This is a genomic window from Bradyrhizobium sp. HKCCYLS3070, assembly GCF_051167575.1.
Lineage (GTDB): Bacteria > Pseudomonadota > Alphaproteobacteria > Rhizobiales > Xanthobacteraceae > Bradyrhizobium.
In genome coordinates, this window is sequence record NZ_JBNPTI010000003.1 from 496031 (window position 1) to 515612 (window position 19582).

Genomic DNA, 19582 nt, shown 5'->3' on the forward strand with positions numbered 1-19582 from the left:
GTACCAGCGGCCGCCGTCTACCGGCGGCAATCCTGCCCGATGCGGTCGAGCGCCTGGGCGAGGCCCTTCAGTGAGAACACGTCGGTGGTCTCCGTGCCCTTGGCCGAGACGCCCTTGACCACGGCCTCGGGCGCCTTGCGCATGGCATCGACCATCCGCTCTTCCTCCGCGGCGTTCTTGATCCAAAGTCCGTCGCCCTGGGTATACATGGCATAGGAGGCTCCGCCGACCTCCACCGTGGCGTCGGATCCCGGCTTCAGCGCATAGCCGATCATGATCGAGACCTCGTTGAAGACCTTCTCGGAGGGCCGGGTCGACACGAAGGCATAGGCGGGATCGCGCGGACGGTTGGGCGGATTGGTCTTGGAGGATGTCGGCTTGGCCAGCGCGAAGCAGACCTTCTTGCCGCCGGGCATCGCGGTATAGGCGCCCCAGCCGCCGAACTGTCCGATCAGCGTCGGTTCCGCGCCGCCGATGTTGGGAACGGCCGGCTTCGATTCCGATTTCGGTGCGGCCTTCGGATGCGGAGCTGCGGCCTTTGGCGCGGCGCTCTGTGCCGCTACGAGGCTCGGAGCTCCGAACAGCAGCACGCCGCCGACCAGCGTTGTCAACAATCGCCCGAACAACATGATACGTTGAGTTCCCCCGCGACTTCGTTCCACCAATATTGTGACTGGATAATGGCCCGGAATCGCTGACCGTGGTCGCGATGGATAGCGGCTAAATGCACCGCTTGCAAAGGCCGCAGAGCCGGATTGTCCGGCGCTCCGCGTCCCTGGCCCGGCGCTGCGCAGCTGCCGCGGCCTGATGATGATTGTGGCGCGGCGGCAAATCCGGCATGACGTTCCCAAAGCCGGACCTCGATCCGGCGGCAACGACCAAGGAGCGCCCATGAAAGCCATTCTCTGCTCGCAATTCTGTCAGCCCGACGATCTCGTCCTCACCGAGGTGCCAGATCCGGTGGCCGGTCCCGGCGAGGCCGTGATTGCGATCAAGGCGGCGGCGCTGAACTTCTTCGACATCCTGATGATCCAAGGCAAGTACCAGATCAAGCCGCCGTTCCCGTTCTCGCCGGGTGCGGAGGTCGCGGGTGTCATCGAGAGCGTCGGCGATGGCGTCACCGAACTGAAGGTCGGCGACCGTGTCGTTGCCTCCTGCGGCCACAACGGCGCGCGCGAAAAGATCGCGCTGCCGGCCGCCTCGATCGTCAAGATTCCGGACAATCTCGATTTCGATCGCGCCGCCGGCATCATCATCATCTACGGCACTGCGCTGCATGCGCTGGAGGATCGTGCCAGTCCGAAACCGGGCGAGACGCTGGCCGTGCTTGGCGCCGCCGGCGGCACCGGCCTGGCGGCTTGCGAGCTGGGCAAGCTGATGGGGTTGAAGGTCATCGCCTGCGCCTCTTCGGACGAGAAGCTCGAATTTGCCAGGCAGCACGGCGCGACGCTGACGTTGAACTACGCCAAGGAGGATCTCAAGGAGGGACTGCGGCGGCTCACCGACGGCAAGGGTGCCGACATCATCTTCGATCCCGTCGGAGGCGCCTACGCCGAGGCGGCGCTGCGTTCCATCGCGTGGGAGGGCCGGTTCCTGGTGATCGGCTTCGCGGCCGGCGACATCCCGAAGATGCCGCTGAACCTCGCGCTGCTGAAGGGCTGTGATATCCGCGGCGTGTTCTGGGGCGCCTGGACCCGACTCAACCCCGCCAAGAACCGCGCCAACCTCGAAAAGCTCGTGCAGTGGACCGCGGAGGGCAAGCTGTCGTCGCATGTCGACCGCACCTTCCCGCTGGCTCAGACCGCCGATGCCTTGAAGGTGCTGGCCGGCCGCCAGGCGATGGGCAAGGTGATCCTGCACCCCTGAGGACGTCGCGCAATGAAGGCCCCCGGGGGGCTGTACTCCCCGGGATAGCCTCGCCCTGATCCGTGCAACCAAACCGAGCAGTGCCCCGGCTGTTGTGCCGATGGAATGCTCGAGCCGGCCCGGCGTCGCTGTGACATCCGCGCGCTGCGCGGCGGTCGCAAATTTGTTCGGCGGGCTGCCGCGCCGGCGCCACGGATTCGCAACCGGAAGCAGAAAATCCGAAAACGAGCGTTTCTTGGTTAACGCAACCGCGCCACATTATGGCGTGGTTAATTTGAGGCTTGGCCGTTGTTATCACGACGTTTCTGGATTTGGTGCCGTGCGATGTCGCACGTGCGTTGCCACAATCAGATCAAAATGTTTCCAGAATCATGCCGGCTCTCGTCCACTTTTAGTCGGATTCAATTAGTCAATTAGTTGTCGGCAGTGGGGTGCCTCTGGCAATCGTGACGTGTCTCGAGCTTCTGACGGGCTTGGGACTAAAAGTATGTTGCGTGAAGTTGAGATGGGGATGAAGGCCATGGCTGAGCGGACGACGCGCGGGCGTTTCAACAACAGAACTCCTTCGGAGCCTGACTTCAGGCCTTTCCCCGACGAACTCCCTCAGGAGCGCCCCCCGAGCTATCGTTTCGGCCGGTCGACCCAGGATAACTATCCAAACGACGAATCGATGCCGATGTTCCTCTCTGAGTATGAGAGCGGCAACCAGATCGACAGCACGCATTTCGAGGACCAGTGGCCGGAGCGGACCCGCCGCGTCTCGGTCTCGTCCCGGATTCTTCTCGCCGTGGTGGCTGCGGCCGGCGTCGCGGTGCTCTTCGCGCTTGTCACCTCGGATGCGACGCGCGACCTGATCGCCAGTGCCAAGGCTTCCATCATCGGCGCCACGCCGGACCCGACGGCCCCGCCGCAGGCCACCAACACGCAGCTCACCGCGCGCGACATGCAGCTGAACGAGCCGGCGCGACTGCCGCCCGCCGAGCCGCCGGCTGCGGCGGCGCCGGTGCAGACGGCAGCCGTGGCCCCGACGCGTGACGACATCGCCAACGCCTACCAGACAGCGCTGCAGAATCGCAGTGTGACGCAGCCCGCGCCGGTTGCAGCACCACCGAGCTTCGCCACGGCACCGTCCGCGCCGGCCCCGAGCGCGATGGAGCCATCCTCGATCAATTCGCCGGGCGCCGGATCGGCAATCGTCGCACCCGGCCTCGGCGCCGTGACCGCCGCTCCGCCGCCCGCGCAGGTCCGCCGGCTAGATCCCGACGAACTCGCGGGCATCATGAAACGCGCCAAGAGCCTGCTGGCCGCGGGCGACATCCCGCCGGCCCGACTGCTGCTGGAGCGCGCGGCCGAGGCGCAAGAACCGGCCGCGGCGCTGATGCTTGCGCAGACCTACGATCCCCACGTGCTGGGGACGAAGGACATCCGCAACATCAATGCCGATCCGGCTGCGGCTCGCAACTGGTACCGCCGCGCCGCCCAGCTCGGCTCGGCTGAAGCGCAGCGCAGGCTCGATCAACTGCAGAACTGAACGCTCGTGACGGCAGCGATGCCGCCTCGTTTCATTTTTTTGTTTCACGCGTGATTTTCGAGTCTGTTCATGGGCGATGCCAGGCGAGACTTGGCGCTGCCCGCGTTCCGGCTCGCAAACATGTGCCAGCCTTAGATCAAGGGGGACAGATGCGACGTCTTGTTGGAGCGGCCCTGGCCGCAATGATGATAGCGTGCGGTTTCGCTGCCCACGCCGAGGAAGGCGAGTTCGACCCCGCCAAGGTGAGCGACAGCCTCAAGGCGATCTTCCAGTTCGGCTCGGTGCAGACCAAGCAGGCGCTGAACGCCAACACGGTGACGCTCATCACCGGCACCATTGGCGGCACCTATGTGCAGTTCGGCGCCGATCTGGCCTCGCTGCTCGACGACGGCAACAATCTGCGCGTCCTGCCGATCGTCGGCCGCGGCTCGGTGCAGAGCGTGGCCGACATCCTGTTCCTGCAGGGCGTCGATCTCGGCGTCGTCCGCGCCGATACGCTCGACTACCTTGAGCGCAAGGGTTTCGCCAAGGACATCAAGCGGCAGTTCACCTACGTCACCAAGCTCTACAATGAAGAGATGCAGGTGATCGCGCCGCGCGCGGTGCGCAACCTGCGTGATCTCGAGGGCCGCCGCGTCAGCGTCGACCTGCCGAATGGCGGCACCTTCGTCACGGCGCTGACGGTGTTCGAGCGGCTTGGCCTGCGCGCCAACTTCGCCTACATCGAGCAGCGCATCGCGATGGAGAAGCTGAAGCGCGGCGAGCTCGATGCCGTCATCGTGGTCGGCGGCAAGCCCTACAAGTCGGTCTCGACCTTCGTGAACGACGGCCGCTTCCATCTCGTCAACGTCGACTACGATCGACCGCTGCAGACCGACTATCTGCCGGCGACCCTGACGGCGAAGGACTACCCGAACCTGATCGCCGAGGGCGAGAAGGTCGACACGATCGCGGTGCCGGCCGTGCTCGCCGCCTATAATTGGGCGCCGAACACCGACCGCTATCGCAAGCTCGCGACCTTCGTCGACGCCTTCTTCACCAAATTCCCGGCATTCCAGAATCCGCCGTTCCATCCGAAGTGGAAGGAGGTTTCGCTTTCGGCGCCGCTCGCCGGCTGGCAGCGGCTGCCGTCCGCCAGCAAATGGCTGGAGAGCCACGCCATGGAAGGCGCACAGCGCGACCGCTTCGATGACTTCCTGAAGCAGAGCAGCGCCGGCAGGGCGATGCCGAGCGAGGCCGACCGCGAGGCGCTGTTCAAGCAGTACCAGGCCTGGGAGGCCGAGAAGACCGGCAGCGCCCGCGCCCAGGCGCGCGGCCAGCGCTGAGCTCGTAGCGTTCGACGAAGTCCCATCAGGAGAAAAGCCCCGCGGATGCGGGGCTTTTTGCTGTTGTGCCCTTCCGATGCGCTGACTGCGGGCGCCCGGCTTGCCGGCCGGAGCCGCCGTCAGCCGATATTCTCGCCGTCAGCGTTCTTGTCTGCCGCCAGCCGCGCGAGTACGGCGCGGGCTGCCGCATGATGGTCGGGCGTGATGTGCGAAGCGACCATGCGGATGGCGGTGGCGAGCACCGCCGCGTCGTCGGTGAAGCCGAGGATGGGCAACACGTCAGGCATGAAGTCGAACGGCACGACGAAGTAGGCGATGGCGCCGAGCAGGGCGACCTGTACGTGCCGGGGTGTCTCCTTGTCGAAGGCGCAGTAATACGCCGCAAGCAGCTCCTCGGCGAATGGCAGCCGCGCGACAACCTTCTTGAACTTGATCCAGAAACGACGGCGAAGGGTCTCGCGATCCCGGGCCAGCCGCTCCGCGGGCTCGAAGCCAACGCTGTAGTCGGTCGCATCCGACATGATGTCCGATCTCCGGTTCCCGACGGCGCTGGGGGCGCGGTCCTCGCCCTCGGATGTGGTGATGGCGGCGCCGGCCGCAAGGCGCGTGCCGTCGTCGCGAAGATCTCAGCCGCGCATCGTCGCGGCGATCGCATTCATCGCCTTGGCGAGCGCGATGTCGCGCATGGTCACGCCGCCTGCGTCATGGGTCGTGAGGACCACCTCGACGGTGCGGTAGACGTTGCGCCACTCGGGATGATGGTCAGCCTTTTCAGCGACCAAGGCGACGCGGGTCATGAAGCCGAAGGCTTCGTTGAAGTCTGTGAATGTGAACGTGCGGGCGATGGCCTCACGGCCTTGCGCCTCAGACCAGCCGGGAAGCTCCCGCAAGGCGGTGGCGCGTGCCTCCGTCGACAATGGTTGCGGCATCTCGATCTCCTCTTGTGCTGCAATCGACCGGACACGTGGCGGCATCCGGGTGATCGCGGGGCTACCTCCGGCTGGATCGCGCTGGTGTCCGGTTGCCAAGACTAACCGAAAACGCATCCCGATCAGAGCCTTGTCACAGGCGCGATGCCGGAGGCGCTTGGAACTGCCCCGATCCTCCGGCGACTGGTGCGATGGTAACCATGACGCAGATGTCACCCCGGGCGGACAAGAAATTTGCTACAGTTCGGCTCTATTGAAGGACGACGTGGCCAGACGAAGCCGCCTGTGGCATCGCCCGGGCCTGGGACCACCGGAGGACGGGATCTGGTAGATACTCAGACCACGCCAGCGCAGCGCTCACGGATGCGCCCTGCCGTGTTCATCGTCATCGCCGGGATCCTTGCGGTCGTCGGCGCTTTGACGGGTGCCTACTATTTCGCGATGCGTCCCGTGGTGCTCAAGATCGCGGTCGGTCCGCCCAACAGCGACGACCTGAAGGTCGTCCAGGCCCTGACCCAGGCCTTTTCCCAGTCGCACGCCTCCGTCAGGCTGCGGCCGGTTCCGACCGAGGGCGCCGCACAGAGCGCGCAGGCGCTGGCCGCAGGCAAGGTTGATCTCGCGATCGTCCGGGGTGACCTCGAGGTCCCAAAGAACGCGCAGGCCGTGGCGACGCTGCGCAAGAACGTCGCCGTGCTCTGGGTGCCTCCGGGCGGCAAGGGCAAGGGTCGCAAGGGCGCCAAGATCACCAAGATCTCCCAGCTCGCGGGCCACAAGGTCGGCATCATCGGTCGGACCCCGGCGAACGCCAATTTGCTGAAGGTGATCCTGCATCAATACGGCGTCGACGCCGGCAAGGTTGAGATCGTCCAAGTCCCGATCACCGAGGCCGCCGAAGCCGTGCGCAACCAGCGGGCGGACGTCTATCTTGCGGCCGGACCCATCAATAGCAAGATCACGGCGGATGCGATCGCCGCTGCCACCAAGGACGGCGGCACGCCGACCTTCCTGGCGATCGATTCGGCCGAAGCGATCGCGCAGAACCACCCCGAATATGAATCGACCGAAATTCCCGCCGGCGCGTTTGGCGGCTCGCCCGATCGTCCCGAGGACGAGGTGAAGACCATCAGCTTCAACCACCACATCGTGGCGCGCAAAGGCCTGTCGGATTCGACAGTGTCCGCGTTCACCCATCAGCTGTTTTCGGTGCGCCAGCAATTGCTGTCGGAGTTCCCGCTGGCTGCCAAGATCGAGACCCCCGACACCGACAAGGACGCCGCGATTCCGGCGCATCCCGGCGCGGCGGCGTTCATCAACGGCGAGGAGAAGACCTTCCTCGACCGCTACAGCGACTACATCTGGTGGGGCCTGATGGCGCTTTCGGCGATGGGTTCGGCCGGTGCGTGGTTCGCCGGCTATCTCAAGCGCGACGAACGCACCATCAACACCTCGCTGCGCGATCGTCTGCTGGAGATGATCACGATCGCGCGCAAGAGCGATTCGACCGAGGAGCTCGACCAGCTGCAGAGCGAGGCCGACGAGATCCTGCGCAACACGCTGACCTGCTTCGAGGACGGTGCAATCGAGCACGCGGCGTTGACCGCGTTCAACATCGCGCTCGAGCAGTTCCACAACGCGGTGGCCGATCGCAAGCTCATCCTGATGAGCATGCCCGCCAATCTGCAGCGAACCGGCGCGCAGTTGCGTGCCGCCGGCACCTGAGGGCGGACGATGTTCGCCCTGCGGCCGCGTCACGCGCTGTCCACGGCGCGATTGTAATTCCAGCGTCATCAATCTTTTCTAGGTCTGCCGGGCCGTGGCTCGCGCCGGCTCCCGCGCGCGATCCGACCAGGAGATCCGCATGACGCTTCGCATTCCTCGACCGCAGACAGCCCTGTCCCGCCGCCGCTTCCTGTCGACGGCCGCCGCAGCCGGCGTCACGACGCTGGCGATGCCCTATCTGAGCCGCGCCGCCGACCGGCCGCAGATCACGCATGGCGTGCAGTCCGGCGACGTCGGCATGGATGGTGGCGTGGTCTGGGCGCGCGCCGACCGGCCGTCGCACATGCTGGTCGAGGTGGCGACCACCGAATCGTTCAAGGACGCGCGTACGCTGCCTCCGATTGCCGCGCTTCCGGAAAGCGACTTCACGGCCAAGATGCTGATCGACGGCCTTCCGAGCGGCCAGGACATCTTCTACCGTGTCAAGTTCCGCGACCTGTCGCATACCGCGGTCGAAAGCGAGGCCGTGGCCGGCCGCTTCCGCACCGCGCCAGGCAACAAGCGCGACGTCTCGTTCGTCTGGGGCGGCGACGTGGCGGGGCAGGGCTGGGGCATCAATCCCGATGATGGCGGCATGTTCACCTTCTCGACGATGAAGAAGCACCGCCCGGACTTCTTCCTGCACTCCGGCGACACCATCTACGCCGACGGTCCGATCAAGTCCGAGGTGAAGCTGCCGGACAACAAGGTATGGAAGAACCTCACCGTGGAAGAGAAGGCCAAGGTCGCCGAGACGCTCGACGAATTTCGTGCCGCCCACAAATACAATTTCCTCGACGAGAATGTTCGCGCCTTCAATGCCGAGGTGCCGATCTTCGTGCAGTGGGACGATCACGAGGTCACCAACAACTGGTCGGCCTCCAAGGAGCTGCCCGCCGCCTACAAGGAGCGCAACATCCAGTTGCTCGCGGCCCGCGCGGCGCGCGCCTTCCACGAGATGTATCCGATGCGCGAGAGCATCATCGAGCCGGGCCGAGTCTATCGCACCATCAACTATGGCCCGCATCTCGACGTGTTCGTGCTCGACGAGCGCAGCTACCGCGGCGCCAACGGTCCCAATCTCGAGGACGAGTATGGTCCGGCGTCCTACTTCATCGGGCCGGAGCAGATGCGCTGGTTGAAGCAGGCGCTGCTCAATTCCCGCGCGACTTGGAAGGTGATCGCCTCCGACATGCCGCTCAGCATCATCGTCTATGACGACGCGGCCAACAAGAAGGGCTCGGAAGCCATCGCCCAGGGTGACGGCCCGGCGCGCGGCCGCGAGCTCGAGATTGCCGAGATCCTGCGCTTCATCAAGACCGCGCCGATCCAGAACACGGTGTGGCTGACGGCGGACGTGCACTACGCGGCCGCGCATTATTACGATCCGAACAAAGCGCAGTTTCAGGACTTCGAGCCGTTCTGGGAGTTCGTCTCCGGTCCGCTGCATGCCGGCACGTTCGGTCCGAACGAGCTCGATAACACCTTCGGCCCCGAGGTGCGCTTCATCAAGGCGCCCGGCCTCGACAGGCAGAATCTGCCGCCGTCGGCCGGCATGCAGTTCTTCGGCCACGTCAAGATCGAAGGCGCCACGGGCCAGATGACCGTGACCCTGCGGGATCGCGCCGACGTCGCGCTGTGGTCGACCACGCTCGATCCGAAGCTCGGCTGAGGTCTCGTTGTTCGGCGGCAAGACGATCGCGTGCGGCGACGGCAACTAATCGCGTCGCCGCAGCACCGCCTCCAGCGCCTCGGTCGGGCAAGGCTTCGGCAGCCGCGGCCGGTCGGCGAATGCGGCCGGCACGCGGTCGGCGCCATAGCCGGTCGAGAATGCGAAGGGAATGCCGAGCGCCGTCAGCCGCTCGGCAATCGCAAAGCTCTTTTCGCGGACCAGGCCGACATCGAGCAGCGCGAATTGCGGGACGCGCTCGGCGATCATGGCGAGCGCGGTTGCGACGTTGGCTGCGATCCTGATGTCGGGAACGCCGAGGTCGGTGATCGTGTCTTCCAGTCCGAGCGCAATGATGGGGTCGTCTTCGACGACCAGCACATGCTGATAGAACTCGGGCACGCCTGATTGCGAGCTGGTCATGGGATCTGCGGGTTCCAGGATGAGGGATGGACCCCGCGGCCGGCGCCTCCTCTCGAGCGCGCTGGCGGGTTCCTGGAACCAAGGCAGCATATCAGAGTTCCTGTGTCGGTGCACTTGTGAACACAAGGTGCACGGATCACGCACATGCGTTGCGCACGGGGATGACGATGCTGAGCCAAGGTGTGACCACGCTGAGCCGGGAGCGGCCCTACAACAACCTGCTGCGGCGGCTCAGTCCGGCCGACTACGCGCTGATCTCGCCGTATCTGGTGGAGGACGAGGCAACGCCGAACGAGCTGCTCTACAGTCCGGGTGACGACGTCCAGATCGTGCATTTTCCCTGCGGGCCGGCGCTGACGTCCTATCTCGTTCCCAATGAGGATGGCCGCGACGTCGAGACCATCCTGGTCGGCCGCGAGGGCGCCGTCGGCGGGATCGTCAGCGAAGGCTTCCTGCCGGCCTACACACGGATCGTCGTCAAGTTCGGCGGCCCGTTCGCACGGCTGCCGCTGTCCCGCCTGGCGGCCGCCAAGCTGCAATCCAAGACGCTGCGCAACGTGTTCGCGCGCTACGCCGATTGCATGCTGGCGCAGATGTTCCAGTCGACCGCCTGCAACGCAATCCATTCGATCGAGCAGCGGACGGCGAAGTGGATCGTGGCCGCGATGGACCGTACCGATGGCGAGCCGATCGTGCCGCTGACGCATGAGCAGCTGGCAACGCTGCTGGGCGTCGGCCGCAGCTACGTCAGCCGGGTTGTCCAGACCTTCAGGGCCGAGGGCGTTCTCGAAACCCGCCGCGGTGCCTTCATGGTGCGGGACTTCGACGCGCTGAAGCGCCGCTCCTGCCTGTGCAACGAGGCCGTGAAGACCCATTTCGAAGAGGTCCTGCGCGGCGTCTATCCGACCGAGCAGGCCGCGGCGGGCTGAGCCTGCAGGCGCCATTGACGTCCCGCGTACAGACTCCAGCCAACCGCGTTGGCTGTCAGCGCTGGTCCTCGTGGGATTGCCGGTCGGAGTGGTTGATCTTGTCTTCTCCCGCGCCTCCCGGAGGCGCGTGGCGGCGGAGGCGTTAGCCAGCCGCTCGGAAACCGCTCCCCGTTCCTGAAAGCAGTCATTGTTTTTTGGCATTTTCTGCCTATATTGCGCCGCAACGCGTGAGGTCTGCCCGGTCGATTGGCCGGGCTTCCTATTTGGGGCTGCCGGCCCCTGCCGCCGAACGAGTTTCGCGAGCGCGCGTCGCAAAGCTAACAGCTTGATTCGACTATAACAAAGCGCGCGCCCCGCCGGGGACAGAGCACGGGCTCTTGAGAAAGCTTAGAAGACACCGACCATGAATCTTCGCAACATCGCCATCATCGCCCACGTCGACCACGGCAAGACCACCCTGGTTGACCGTCTCCTGCAGCAGTCGGGTACCTTCCGCGAGAACCAGAAGGTCGCCGAGCGCGCCATGGACTCGAACGATCTGGAGCGCGAGCGCGGCATCACCATCCTGGCCAAGGCCGCCTCGGTGCAGTGGAAGGACACCCGCATCAACATCGTCGACACTCCCGGCCACGCCGATTTCGGCGGCGAGGTCGAGCGCATCCTGAACATGGTGGACGGCGCCCTGGTGCTGGTCGACGCCGCCGAGGGCCCGCTGCCGCAGACCAAGTTCGTGGTCTCCAAGGCGCTCAAGGTCGGCCTCAAGCCGATCGTCGTCATCAACAAGGTCGACCGTCCTGACGCCCGTCCGACCGAGGTCATCAACGAGGTGTTCGACCTGTTCGCCGCGCTCGACGCGTCCGAGGAGCAGCTCGACTTTCCGATCCTGTACGGCTCGGCCAAGCAGGGCTGGATGGCCGAGAGCCCGGAAGGTCCGAAGGACGCCGGGATGCAGCCGCTGTTCGACCTGGTGCTGCGCCATGTGCCGGCGCCGTCGGTCGAAGAGGGGCCGTTCCGCATGATCGGCACCATCCTGGAGGCCAACAACTTCCTGGGTCGCATCATCACCGGCCGCATCACCTCGGGCAGCATCAAGCCCAACCAGGCCGTGAAGGTGCTGAACGCCGAGGGCAAGGTCGTCGAGCAGGGCCGTATTTCCAAGATTCTCGCGTTCCGCGGCATCGAGCGCGTGCCGCTCGACGAGGCCGAGGCCGGTGACATCGTCGCGATCGCGGGCCTGACCAAGGGCACTGTCGCCGACACGTTCTGCGATCCCTCGGTCGAGACTCCGCTCCCGGCGCAGCCGATCGACCCGCCAACCGTGTCGATGTCCTTCATCGTCAACAACTCGCCGCTGGCGGGCACCGAAGGCGACAAGGTCACCAGCCGCATGATCCGCGACCGCCTGCTGCGCGAGGCCGAGGGCAATGTCGCGTTGCGCGTCGTCGAATCCGCCGACAAGGACGCCATGGAAGTGTCGGGCCGCGGCGAATTGCAGCTCGCGATCCTGATCGAGACCATGCGCCGCGAAGGCTTCGAGCTGTCGGTGTCGCGCCCGCGCGTGGTGCTGCAGAAGGACGAGGCCACCGGCGCGTGGCTGGAGCCGATCGAGGAGGTTGTGATCGACGTCGACGAGGAGCATTCCGGCGTCGTCGTGCAGAAGATGAGCGAGCGCAAGTCCGAGATGATCGAGATGCGCCCCTCTGGCGGCAACCGCCTGCGGCTGGTGTTCTACGCGCCGACCCGCGGCCTGATCGGCTATCAGGGCGAGCTGCTCACGGACACCCGCGGCACCGCGATCATGAACCGCCTGTTCCACGGCTATGCCCCGTTCAAGGGCGAGATCGCCGGCCGCCGCAACGGCGTCTTGATCTCCAATGACCAGGGCGAGGCGGTGGCCTACGCGATGTTCAAGCTGGAGGACCGCGGCCCGATGATGATCGAGCCGGGCTGGAAGGTCTATCGCGGCATGATCGTCGGCGAGCACACCCGCGACAACGATCTCGAGATCAACGTGCTGAAGGGCAAGCAGCTCACCAACATCCGCACCACGTCGAAGGACGAGGCCGTCCGTCTGACGCCGCCGATCAAGATGACGCTGGAAAAGGCGCTCGCCTATATCGAGGACGACGAGCTGGTCGAGGTCACGCCGAAGTCGATCCGGCTGCGCAAGAAGCATCTCGATCCGAACGAGCGCAAGCGCGCCGAGAAGCAGAAGGAAGCGGTGGCGTAATTTCCGCCCTCCATTCTCAAATGCGTCATGGCCGGGCTTGTCCCGGCCATCCACGTTTTGGGGCTTGCGAGGACGACGTGGATGCCCGGCACAAGGCCGGGCATGACGACGGAGTTGGATGAGCCAATGTCTTTCCCATCCTCCATCGACATCGCCATCATCGGCGCGGGTGCCGCGGGCCTCGGCGCGGCACATGCGCTGCAGGACAAGGGCGTCTCGTTCATCGTCCTGGAGGCCCGCGACCGCATCGGCGGCCGCGCTCACACCATCATGGCTTCGCCTGATGTCACCTTCGATCTCGGCTGCGGCTGGCTGCATTCGGCTGATCGCAACTCGTTCGTCGGCATTGCCGAGCAGCTTGCTTTCACTATCGACACCAGCCGGCCGCCCTGGCGCGATCAGGCCTATGAGGCGGCATTTCCGCGCGACGAGCGTGAGGAGTTCTTGCGGGCGCTGGAGGCGTTCTTTACGCGCACCGCAGAGGCCGCCAAGAGTGGCCGAGATGCCCCGGCGAGCATCTGCCTGGAGCCTGGCAATCGCTGGAACGGCATGATCGATGCGATCTGCACCTATCTCAACGGCTGCGAGCTCGACCAGATGTCGCTGCTCGACTTCGAGGCCTATGAGGACACCGAGCTGAACTGGCGGATCCGCCGCGGCTATGGCGCCCTCGTTGCAGCCTACGGTGCGGACCTGCCGATCGTGCTCGACTGCAACGTGACGCTGATCGACCGTGGCGACAGGCGCATCCGCCTGACGACGTCACAGGGCACGCTGACGGCCGACAAGGTCATCGTGACCGTGCCGACCAATCTCATCGCCGACGAAGCGCTCCGTTTCACGCCGGCGCTGCATGCCAAGGTCGAAGCCGCCGCTGGCCTGCCGCTCGGTCTCGACAACAAGGTGACGCTGGCGCTCGACGGCTGGGAGCACCTGCCGAGGGATTCGGGCATGCGCGGCCGCAGCCACACCGCGCGGGTCGGCAGCTTCCAGCTGCGCCCGTTCGGCCAGCCCTGCATCGAAGGTTTTTATGGCGGCAGCTTCGCCCGCGACATCGAGGCGGCGGGCGAGGGGGCCTTGGCGGCGCAGGCGATCGACGACATCGCGGCCCTGCTCGGCAACGACATCCGCAACAGCCTCCGTCCGCTCGCCGAGTCCCGCTGGGGCGCCGACCCGTTCGCGCGCGGCGCCTATTCGCATGCACTGCCCGGACATGCCGACAAGCGCGCCGTGCTGGCCGCGCCGGTTGATGATCGGCTGTTCTTCGCCGGCGAGGCGACGCCCCCGGATTTCTTTTCGACCGCCCATGGCGCGCGTGACAGCGGCGAGCGCGCGGCGCGGGAAGCTCTGGCGTCATTAACCAGGCGCTAGTCCATCGATCGTCATTGCGAGCCCAGCGAAGCAGTCCAGACTGTCACCGCGGTGGGATTTCCGGGTCGCTTTCGCTGCGCTCGCGATGACGTGCCGATCAATACGTCTCCTCCACCATCCGCAGAAACTCCCGTGCGGCCTGCGTCTGGTGATGCTCTTTGTGGCGCAGGCTGTAGAAGTGCCGCTTGGGCAGCTCGATGTTGGCGACGGCGAGCAGCCCGGCCTTGACGGCGCGCATGACCACGAGGCGCGACAGCACCGTGACGCCGGCGCCGGCTTCGACGGCGCCGCGCACGGCCTCGTTGGACGGCAGGTCGAACACCACATCGAGCTCGGCCGGAGTGATTCCGAAGCGGCCAAGCGCTGTTTCGAGCGCGGCGCGCGTGCCGGAGCCCTGCTCGCGCAACACCCAGCGCGCCGTCTTCAGGTCGCTGGTTGTCACTGACCTTCCGCGGCACAGCGGATGATCGATCGGACCGACCAGCACCATGTTGTCCTCCGCGACCGGCTGAGCCGTGAGCACGGGATCGTCGACATCGCCCTCGATGAAGCCGAGATCGGCAGAGCCCTCGCGGACCTGGGTCGCGACCTGCTCGGTATTGCCGATCGACAGCTGCAGCCTGATCGCCGGATGCGCGGCACTGAAGCGGTGAATGAAGGCCGGCAGCCAATAGCCCGCGATGGTCTGGCTGGCCGCCAGCGCCAGCTGCCCCCGCTTCAGGCCGGCGAGATCGTTCAGCACGGTCTCGGCGGCGGCCGCGCGCGCCAGCACCGCCTTCGCTTCGACGAGAAACGCCTTCCCGGTCGCCGTGAGCACGATGCGGCGTCCGACTCGATCGAACAGCCTGGTCTCGTAGCGCGCTTCGAGCGCGGCCACGGCCGCCGATGTCGCCGACTGGGTTAAATTGAGGTCGCGCGCCGCCTGGGTGACGTGCTCGCGGGTCGCGACCGCAACGAAGATCCTGAGCTGTTCGAGCGTCACAAGCGTCCTATGTGGTGAGCTTCACCAGGGCCAGGCTGAAGCCTGCGATGAACAGGAAGGCGAGCAGGCCCAGCGCCAGCGGCCGCAGGCCCTTGGCCTTGAGCTTGGCGAAATCCGTTTCCAGTCCCATCGCGGCCAGTGCCATCGACAGCAGGAACGTGGTCGCCGTCACGATCACCGTCTTCATCTCGGCGGGAATGCTGATCACGCTGTTGAGGCCAACCAGCGCGATGAAGCCGAACACGAACCAGGGCAGTGGCGGCTGCGCATTGCCTCGGGTCTCGCCGCCATGGCGCGCACGCCGCGTTGCCAGCAGGCCGAGCGTGAGCACGACCGGCGCCAGCAGCATCACGCGGGCCAGCTTGGCGATGGTGCCGAACTCGCCGGCCTGCTGGCCCTGCTGAAACGCGGCCGCGACCACCTGGGCGATCTCGTGAATGGAGGCGCCGCTCCACAGGCCGAAGGCGTGCGCGTCGAGATGCAGCAGCGCCGGAAGCAGCGGATAGATGAACATTGCGATCGAGCCGAACACCGTGACGCAGGCCACCGCATAGGCGACGTCCTCGTCATGAGCGCGCGTGACCGTGTTGGTCGCGATCACGGCGGACGCACCGCAGATCGAGGTGCCCGCGGCGATCAGCTCAGCCAGCTTGCGATTGACGCCGAGCAGCTGTCCCATCCACACCGTGAACAGGAAGGTGCCGGTGAGGCTCAGCGCGATCACGGCGAGACCACGCGCGCCGACCTCGACGATCTGCGTCGCCGTCAGTTGCAGGCCCAGCAGGATGATCGCCAGCCGCAGTACGCGACGCATGGAGAAGGCGACGCCGGGCTTGGCCCGCGCCGGTGTGCCGACCACGTTGTGCAGCGCCATCCCTGCCACGATCGCCAGGATCATCGGGCTGAACAGGCCGAGGCCCGGCAGCAGGCGCAGCCCGAAGGCGCCGGCCGCGAGCGCCGCGGACAGCGCGAGCCCGGGCAGCAGCGTCGGTGCCGCCGGCGTCGCGGGCGCGTGCGCAGGTCGATGATGAATGGCAACGGGCGCATCGGCGATCAGATCGTGCGAGGGGGCAGCCATGGAAATCTCTCCCAAACCAAGTGCGAGGAAGAGAATTTCATGCTGTGAACAATCGATCCAACAGATTATATCGCACGTATCATTCGATTCAATCGATTAATCGCCCACTGCCGCATCTCGCCGCCGACCGGATCACGACTCCAGCACCCGCTTGCGCAGCTCGGCATCCGGCACGAAGCAGGATTCGTATTTGCCGAAGATGTGGTAGCGGTTGCGTGCGACCACGCCATAGACCGCATCGCGCAGCGGCTTCGGAATGGCGCGCAGCGCGCGCGTCCAGCCCCAGCCCGGCAGGTTCGACAATACGGTCAGCGCAGCATCGGATTTCAGATGCGCCTTGCCGCCATGCACGACCGCGTTGGTGTCGGGGTCCTGGGGATCGATGCCGAAGGCCTGTGCCAGCCGGGTGCCGTAGGGCGACTGGATCGGCGTGAAGCGGAAGCGCCTGGCGGTGTCGCGCGCGATCACGAACTGCACCCAGCGGGAGCAGAACACGCAGACGCCGTCGTAGAGGATCACGTCATCGTCGGGCCAGTTGGTCATCAGCGATTGTCCATCATGAGCAGCGCGACCAGCATCAGCACGATCGCAGGTCCCGTCTTCACCAGGGCGCCGAGCGGCTCGAGCCAGAGATCGGGCGTGAGGATCGCGCAGCCGAGCATGTAGCCGAGCGAGACGAGGATGCCGGCGGCGAGCCCGAATGTTGCGGTTCTGCGGAACGCGATCAATAGGCCGACCGAAATGTCCATCATGCTGGTGATCGCCGCGAACGGAATCGCAAAGCCTTCCGGCCAGCCGCGCGTGGTCAGGACCGCCGTGGTCGCCGGGAACGAGACGAACAGTGCAATCGACCCCGATGTGACCCAGAACAGCACGAGGCTCGCGATGATCAGTGCCTTGATCAGGAACAGCCGCGCGAACCATTTGTCCTGAATGGTGGCGCCACGCACGCCGACGGCGTCCAGCGTCGTGGGTGTGATGCCGGTTGCCGCGACCCATGGTGCGGGATCGCCGTGCACCCCGCGGCGAAGCTCGGCGATCGCGGTGGTGCGCATCGGCGGCATCCAGCCGAGCCGGCTGCAGAGGTCACCGGCGAAAGCGCCGAGATTGATCAGTGGTGCGGGCGCGGCAACGCGCGGCCAATCCGTCGTGCCGAAACTGCGCCGAAACGCATCGACGACGTCGCCAAGCGTCACCGCCTCGGGCTGCATCAGGTCCCAGCTCACCGCGCGCGTCGCCTCGTCATCGATCGGCCGCATCGCGAGCCAGGCGATGGTCGCGGCGATGTCCGCCACCGCCACCGGCTGGAACGGCGTCGCCGCATCCCTCGCCGGCAGGTCGACCGGAAGCGCCGCGAGCGCGCGGACCATCGCGCTGCCGCCATAGGCCGATGGCGCGATCACGAAGCCCGGGCGCAGGATGGCGTAGGGAATGTCTGAGGATGCAATCAACTGCTCCGCCTCGCGCTTGGTGGTGGCGAAGGCGGTGCGATCCTGATCGGCCGCGCCGGGGATCGAGATGTGGATGAAGCGCACGCGACGGCCGCAGGCCGTGATCGCTGCGAGTAGGCGCGCGACGAACTCACGATGCACGGCAGCGGTATCGCTGCCCGGACCATCCTGCAGCACGCCGAGGCAGTTGACGACGACATCGATCTCGTGAGCGCGGATCAGACTCGCCAAAGCCGGCGCGTCGAGCGCCATGATCGGCAGCTCGATGTCGAACGGCGACGCGCGTTGCGATGGCGAGAACGCGCGCGCGACGCCGACCGTCGCACAGCGACGTCGGCGCAGATCGTCGGTGATGAAGCGTCCGATCAGGCCGGAGGCGCCAAGCACGAGGATGCGGGGGGTGGTCGACGTGATCATGCGCGTCTCGTCAGAACGGCTTTGCGATCATCAGCCAGAGAATGGCCATGACCGCGCCGAAACCGGGGATGCCGCACAGGAACCAGCGGCGGAAGACGATGAAGTAGCGCGGCGGCAGCGCCTGTGCGCTGATATCAGCAGCACGGGCGAGGTCGCGCAGTTCGATCTGCATGAAGATCACGGGGACCCAGAACAGGCCGGCGACGGCGTAGAGTGCGAGCGAGGTGAGCAGCCAGCGTTCGCTCACGGCCGTGGACGACAGCCACATCAACGTGCCGCCGGTGACCGGTTGCAGCAGCACCGCCGAGAGCGTGAACAGCATGTCGGCAATGACGACGACGCCTGCGGTGCGCGCGATGAACGCGGCCTCGCCGCTCAGATGCGCCATCAGCATGAAGAATGCGATCCCCGTGCCGGTGCCGAGAATGACGATGGCGCCGAGCACGTGGAGATATTTGACCAGGAAATACAGCGTCATCGTGTCCTGCTAGTTCGGCGGCATCGGATGCGTCGATCGACGTGTCGTTGTCAGCGCCCGCGACAGCAAATCCGCCGCCAGTGCCACGCCGTCGTCGTGCTCGATCATCCAATGCCCCTCCTCGCCGGACGCTGGCAACAGCTTGAAGTCCGCCTGGCCTCCGGCCAAGCCGAAGGCCTCCGCAAGCCGACGCGAAAGCGGCGGTGGAAAGTAGCTGTCATTGGCCGCGACCAGCCACGTGACCGGCACGCGCGCGCCGCGTCCGAACGCGCGGGCCGTATCAAGCAGGCGCGCCTCTGCACAGACGCGCCCTGGCATGTCGTCGGCATGGCCGCCACGGCCGGGCGCGAACACGATGATTGCCGAGACGATCTGCGGCGGTTGATCGGCGAGTGCCAGCGCGCCCCAGCCGCCGGCCGAATGGCCGACGATGACGGCGCCGCCCTTCGCCGCGAACGGCTGCTCGCGCATGTAGGCAAGCGCGCGCGAAATCTGCGCCGCGGTCGCGCGTCCCGCTTTCTCGTAGTCCGCGTCGGCGCAGCCGCCCTGGTCTTCGACATAGGGACCGCCGGTGCGGCCGTGCCCGAGCCGCTCCGGGACCAGCACGGCATAGCCCCGCCCGACCAGGAGACGCGCCAGCGCCGTGTAGGTGGGCTGCGGCAGCTGTGCCCGCCACAGCGGATTCTGCGTCGAGGCATGCGCGATCACCGCCAGCGGAAACGGTCCACCGCCAGCAGGCCGATAGAGGATCGCATGCGCGGGAATTTCGGTCTCGATCGACGGAATCAGCCATTGCTGCCGGCGCGCCGGCTCGGCTTCGGGCGACGCGGGACCGAACGGCTGTGCCGTTGCGCCGGCTGCGACCGACAGGACGACCAGCGCGAGCAACCATGAGACGCAGCGAAGCAGCACCATTCAGCCGAACGGGAGGATGTTGAGCCTGCGCCACACTAGCCGAGGCCGCGGCCCGTCCGATGCGATTTTTCCTACGCGGCGTGAGGCTGCGGTGACAGGGCACCGTCGACCCCCAACAATGTTGCGAAATTGTCCCTTTTCGGCACAGCTTTCCGCCACGGTGATGCCGAAAGTCCACAGGTTAACCGATCTTTAACGTGGCACCTTGAAGGCGGACCGCCGACTTGCTT

General features: G+C 66.1%; 18 protein-coding genes. 8 read left to right on the forward strand and 10 right to left on the reverse strand.

What is annotated here, in order from left to right; all coding sequences use genetic code 11:
- Positions 1–17 precede the first annotated feature (17 nt).
- A complete protein-coding gene (locus ACQR03_RS14780) occupies positions 18–629 on the reverse strand; it encodes an invasion associated locus B family protein (protein WP_316173443.1) in 612 nt (203 codons plus the stop codon).
- Between the two features lie 262 nt (positions 630–891).
- Here ACQR03_RS14780 and ACQR03_RS14785 point away from each other — a divergent pair, with 262 nt between their 5' ends.
- The 3 genes from ACQR03_RS14785 to ACQR03_RS14795 all read left to right on the forward strand — a co-directional run bounded on the left by ACQR03_RS14785 (position 892) and on the right by ACQR03_RS14795 (position 4722).
- Positions 892–1866, forward strand: a complete 975-nt coding sequence (locus ACQR03_RS14785) for an NADPH:quinone oxidoreductase family protein (RefSeq protein WP_315750543.1) — start codon at positions 892–894, stop codon at positions 1864–1866.
- Between the two features lie 520 nt (positions 1867–2386).
- Entirely contained in the window at positions 2387–3397 is a 1011-nt protein-coding gene (locus ACQR03_RS14790) for a hypothetical protein (protein WP_315716754.1), read from the forward strand.
- 149 nt (positions 3398–3546) lie between these two features.
- On the forward strand, positions 3547–4722 hold the full coding sequence (locus tag ACQR03_RS14795) for a TAXI family TRAP transporter solute-binding subunit (protein ID WP_315716753.1): 1176 nt from the start codon (positions 3547–3549) through the stop codon (positions 4720–4722).
- A gap of 119 nt (positions 4723–4841) precedes the next feature.
- On the opposite strand, the gene ACQR03_RS14800 is transcribed toward ACQR03_RS14795, so the two are convergent.
- Together ACQR03_RS14800 and ACQR03_RS14805 are read right to left on the reverse strand one after the other, a co-directional pair.
- Complete coding sequence (locus tag ACQR03_RS14800) at positions 4842–5243, reverse strand: YkvA family protein (protein ID WP_315716752.1); 402 nt, start codon at positions 5241–5243, stop codon at positions 4842–4844.
- Between the two features lie 105 nt (positions 5244–5348).
- Positions 5349–5696: a 4a-hydroxytetrahydrobiopterin dehydratase gene (locus ACQR03_RS14805; RefSeq protein WP_316193776.1), complete on the reverse strand. Its 348-nt coding sequence runs from the start codon at positions 5694–5696 to the stop codon at positions 5349–5351.
- Between the two features lie 330 nt (positions 5697–6026).
- Here ACQR03_RS14805 and ACQR03_RS14810 point away from each other — a divergent pair, with 330 nt between their 5' ends.
- Positions 6027–7370, forward strand: a complete 1344-nt coding sequence (locus ACQR03_RS14810) for a TAXI family TRAP transporter solute-binding subunit (RefSeq protein ID WP_315825712.1) — start codon at positions 6027–6029, stop codon at positions 7368–7370.
- 139 nt (positions 7371–7509) lie between these two features.
- The gene (locus tag ACQR03_RS14815) at positions 7510–9081 is read left to right on the forward strand and encodes an alkaline phosphatase D family protein (protein WP_434841495.1); all 1572 of its coding nucleotides are present in this window, start codon (positions 7510–7512) and stop codon (positions 9079–9081) included.
- Between the two features lie 45 nt (positions 9082–9126).
- Here ACQR03_RS14815 and ACQR03_RS14820 read toward each other — a convergent pair whose 3' ends face one another.
- Positions 9127–9501, reverse strand: coding sequence for a response regulator (locus ACQR03_RS14820; RefSeq protein ID WP_434841496.1), 375 nt, complete (start codon positions 9499–9501; stop codon positions 9127–9129).
- 167 nt (positions 9502–9668) lie between these two features.
- On the opposite strand from ACQR03_RS14820, the gene ACQR03_RS14825 reads away from it, so the two are divergent.
- The 3 genes from ACQR03_RS14825 (at position 9669) to ACQR03_RS14835 (ending at position 14031) form a co-directional block, all read left to right on the forward strand.
- Positions 9669–10430, forward strand: a complete 762-nt coding sequence (locus ACQR03_RS14825; protein WP_316201883.1) for a Crp/Fnr family transcriptional regulator — start codon at positions 9669–9671, stop codon at positions 10428–10430.
- Positions 10431–10833: 403 nt separating this feature from the next.
- Positions 10834–12660, forward strand: a complete 1827-nt coding sequence (gene typA / locus ACQR03_RS14830) for a translational GTPase TypA (protein ID WP_315716745.1) — start codon at positions 10834–10836, stop codon at positions 12658–12660.
- 126 nt (positions 12661–12786) lie between these two features.
- Positions 12787–14031: a flavin monoamine oxidase family protein gene (locus ACQR03_RS14835; protein ID WP_434841497.1), complete on the forward strand. Its 1245-nt coding sequence runs from the start codon at positions 12787–12789 to the stop codon at positions 14029–14031.
- 97 nt (positions 14032–14128) lie between these two features.
- On the opposite strand, the gene ACQR03_RS14840 is transcribed toward ACQR03_RS14835, so the two are convergent.
- The 6 genes from ACQR03_RS14840 to ACQR03_RS14865 form a co-directional block, all read right to left on the reverse strand.
- Positions 14129–15013 carry a LysR family transcriptional regulator gene (locus tag ACQR03_RS14840; RefSeq protein ID WP_316166427.1) on the reverse strand — a complete coding sequence of 295 codons (885 nt, stop codon included), beginning with the start codon at positions 15011–15013 and terminating at the stop codon, positions 14129–14131.
- A gap of 7 nt (positions 15014–15020) precedes the next feature.
- Entirely contained in the window at positions 15021–16091 is a 1071-nt protein-coding gene (locus tag ACQR03_RS14845) for a YeiH family protein (protein ID WP_409977905.1), read from the reverse strand.
- Positions 16092–16223: 132 nt separating this feature from the next.
- Complete coding sequence (locus ACQR03_RS14850) at positions 16224–16634, reverse strand: thiol-disulfide oxidoreductase DCC family protein (protein ID WP_315716742.1); 411 nt, start codon at positions 16632–16634, stop codon at positions 16224–16226.
- A complete protein-coding gene (locus ACQR03_RS14855) occupies positions 16634–17959 on the reverse strand; it encodes an SDR family oxidoreductase (RefSeq protein ID WP_316166428.1) in 1326 nt (441 codons plus the stop codon). The genes ACQR03_RS14850 and ACQR03_RS14855 overlap by 1 nt, the downstream gene beginning before the upstream one ends.
- Positions 17960–17969: 10 nt before the next feature.
- On the reverse strand, positions 17970–18437 hold the full coding sequence (locus tag ACQR03_RS14860) for a DUF2269 family protein (protein ID WP_316166429.1): 468 nt from the start codon (positions 18435–18437) through the stop codon (positions 17970–17972).
- A gap of 9 nt (positions 18438–18446) precedes the next feature.
- Complete coding sequence (locus ACQR03_RS14865) at positions 18447–19352, reverse strand: alpha/beta hydrolase family protein (protein ID WP_316166430.1); 906 nt, start codon at positions 19350–19352, stop codon at positions 18447–18449.
- Positions 19353–19582 lie beyond the last annotated feature (230 nt).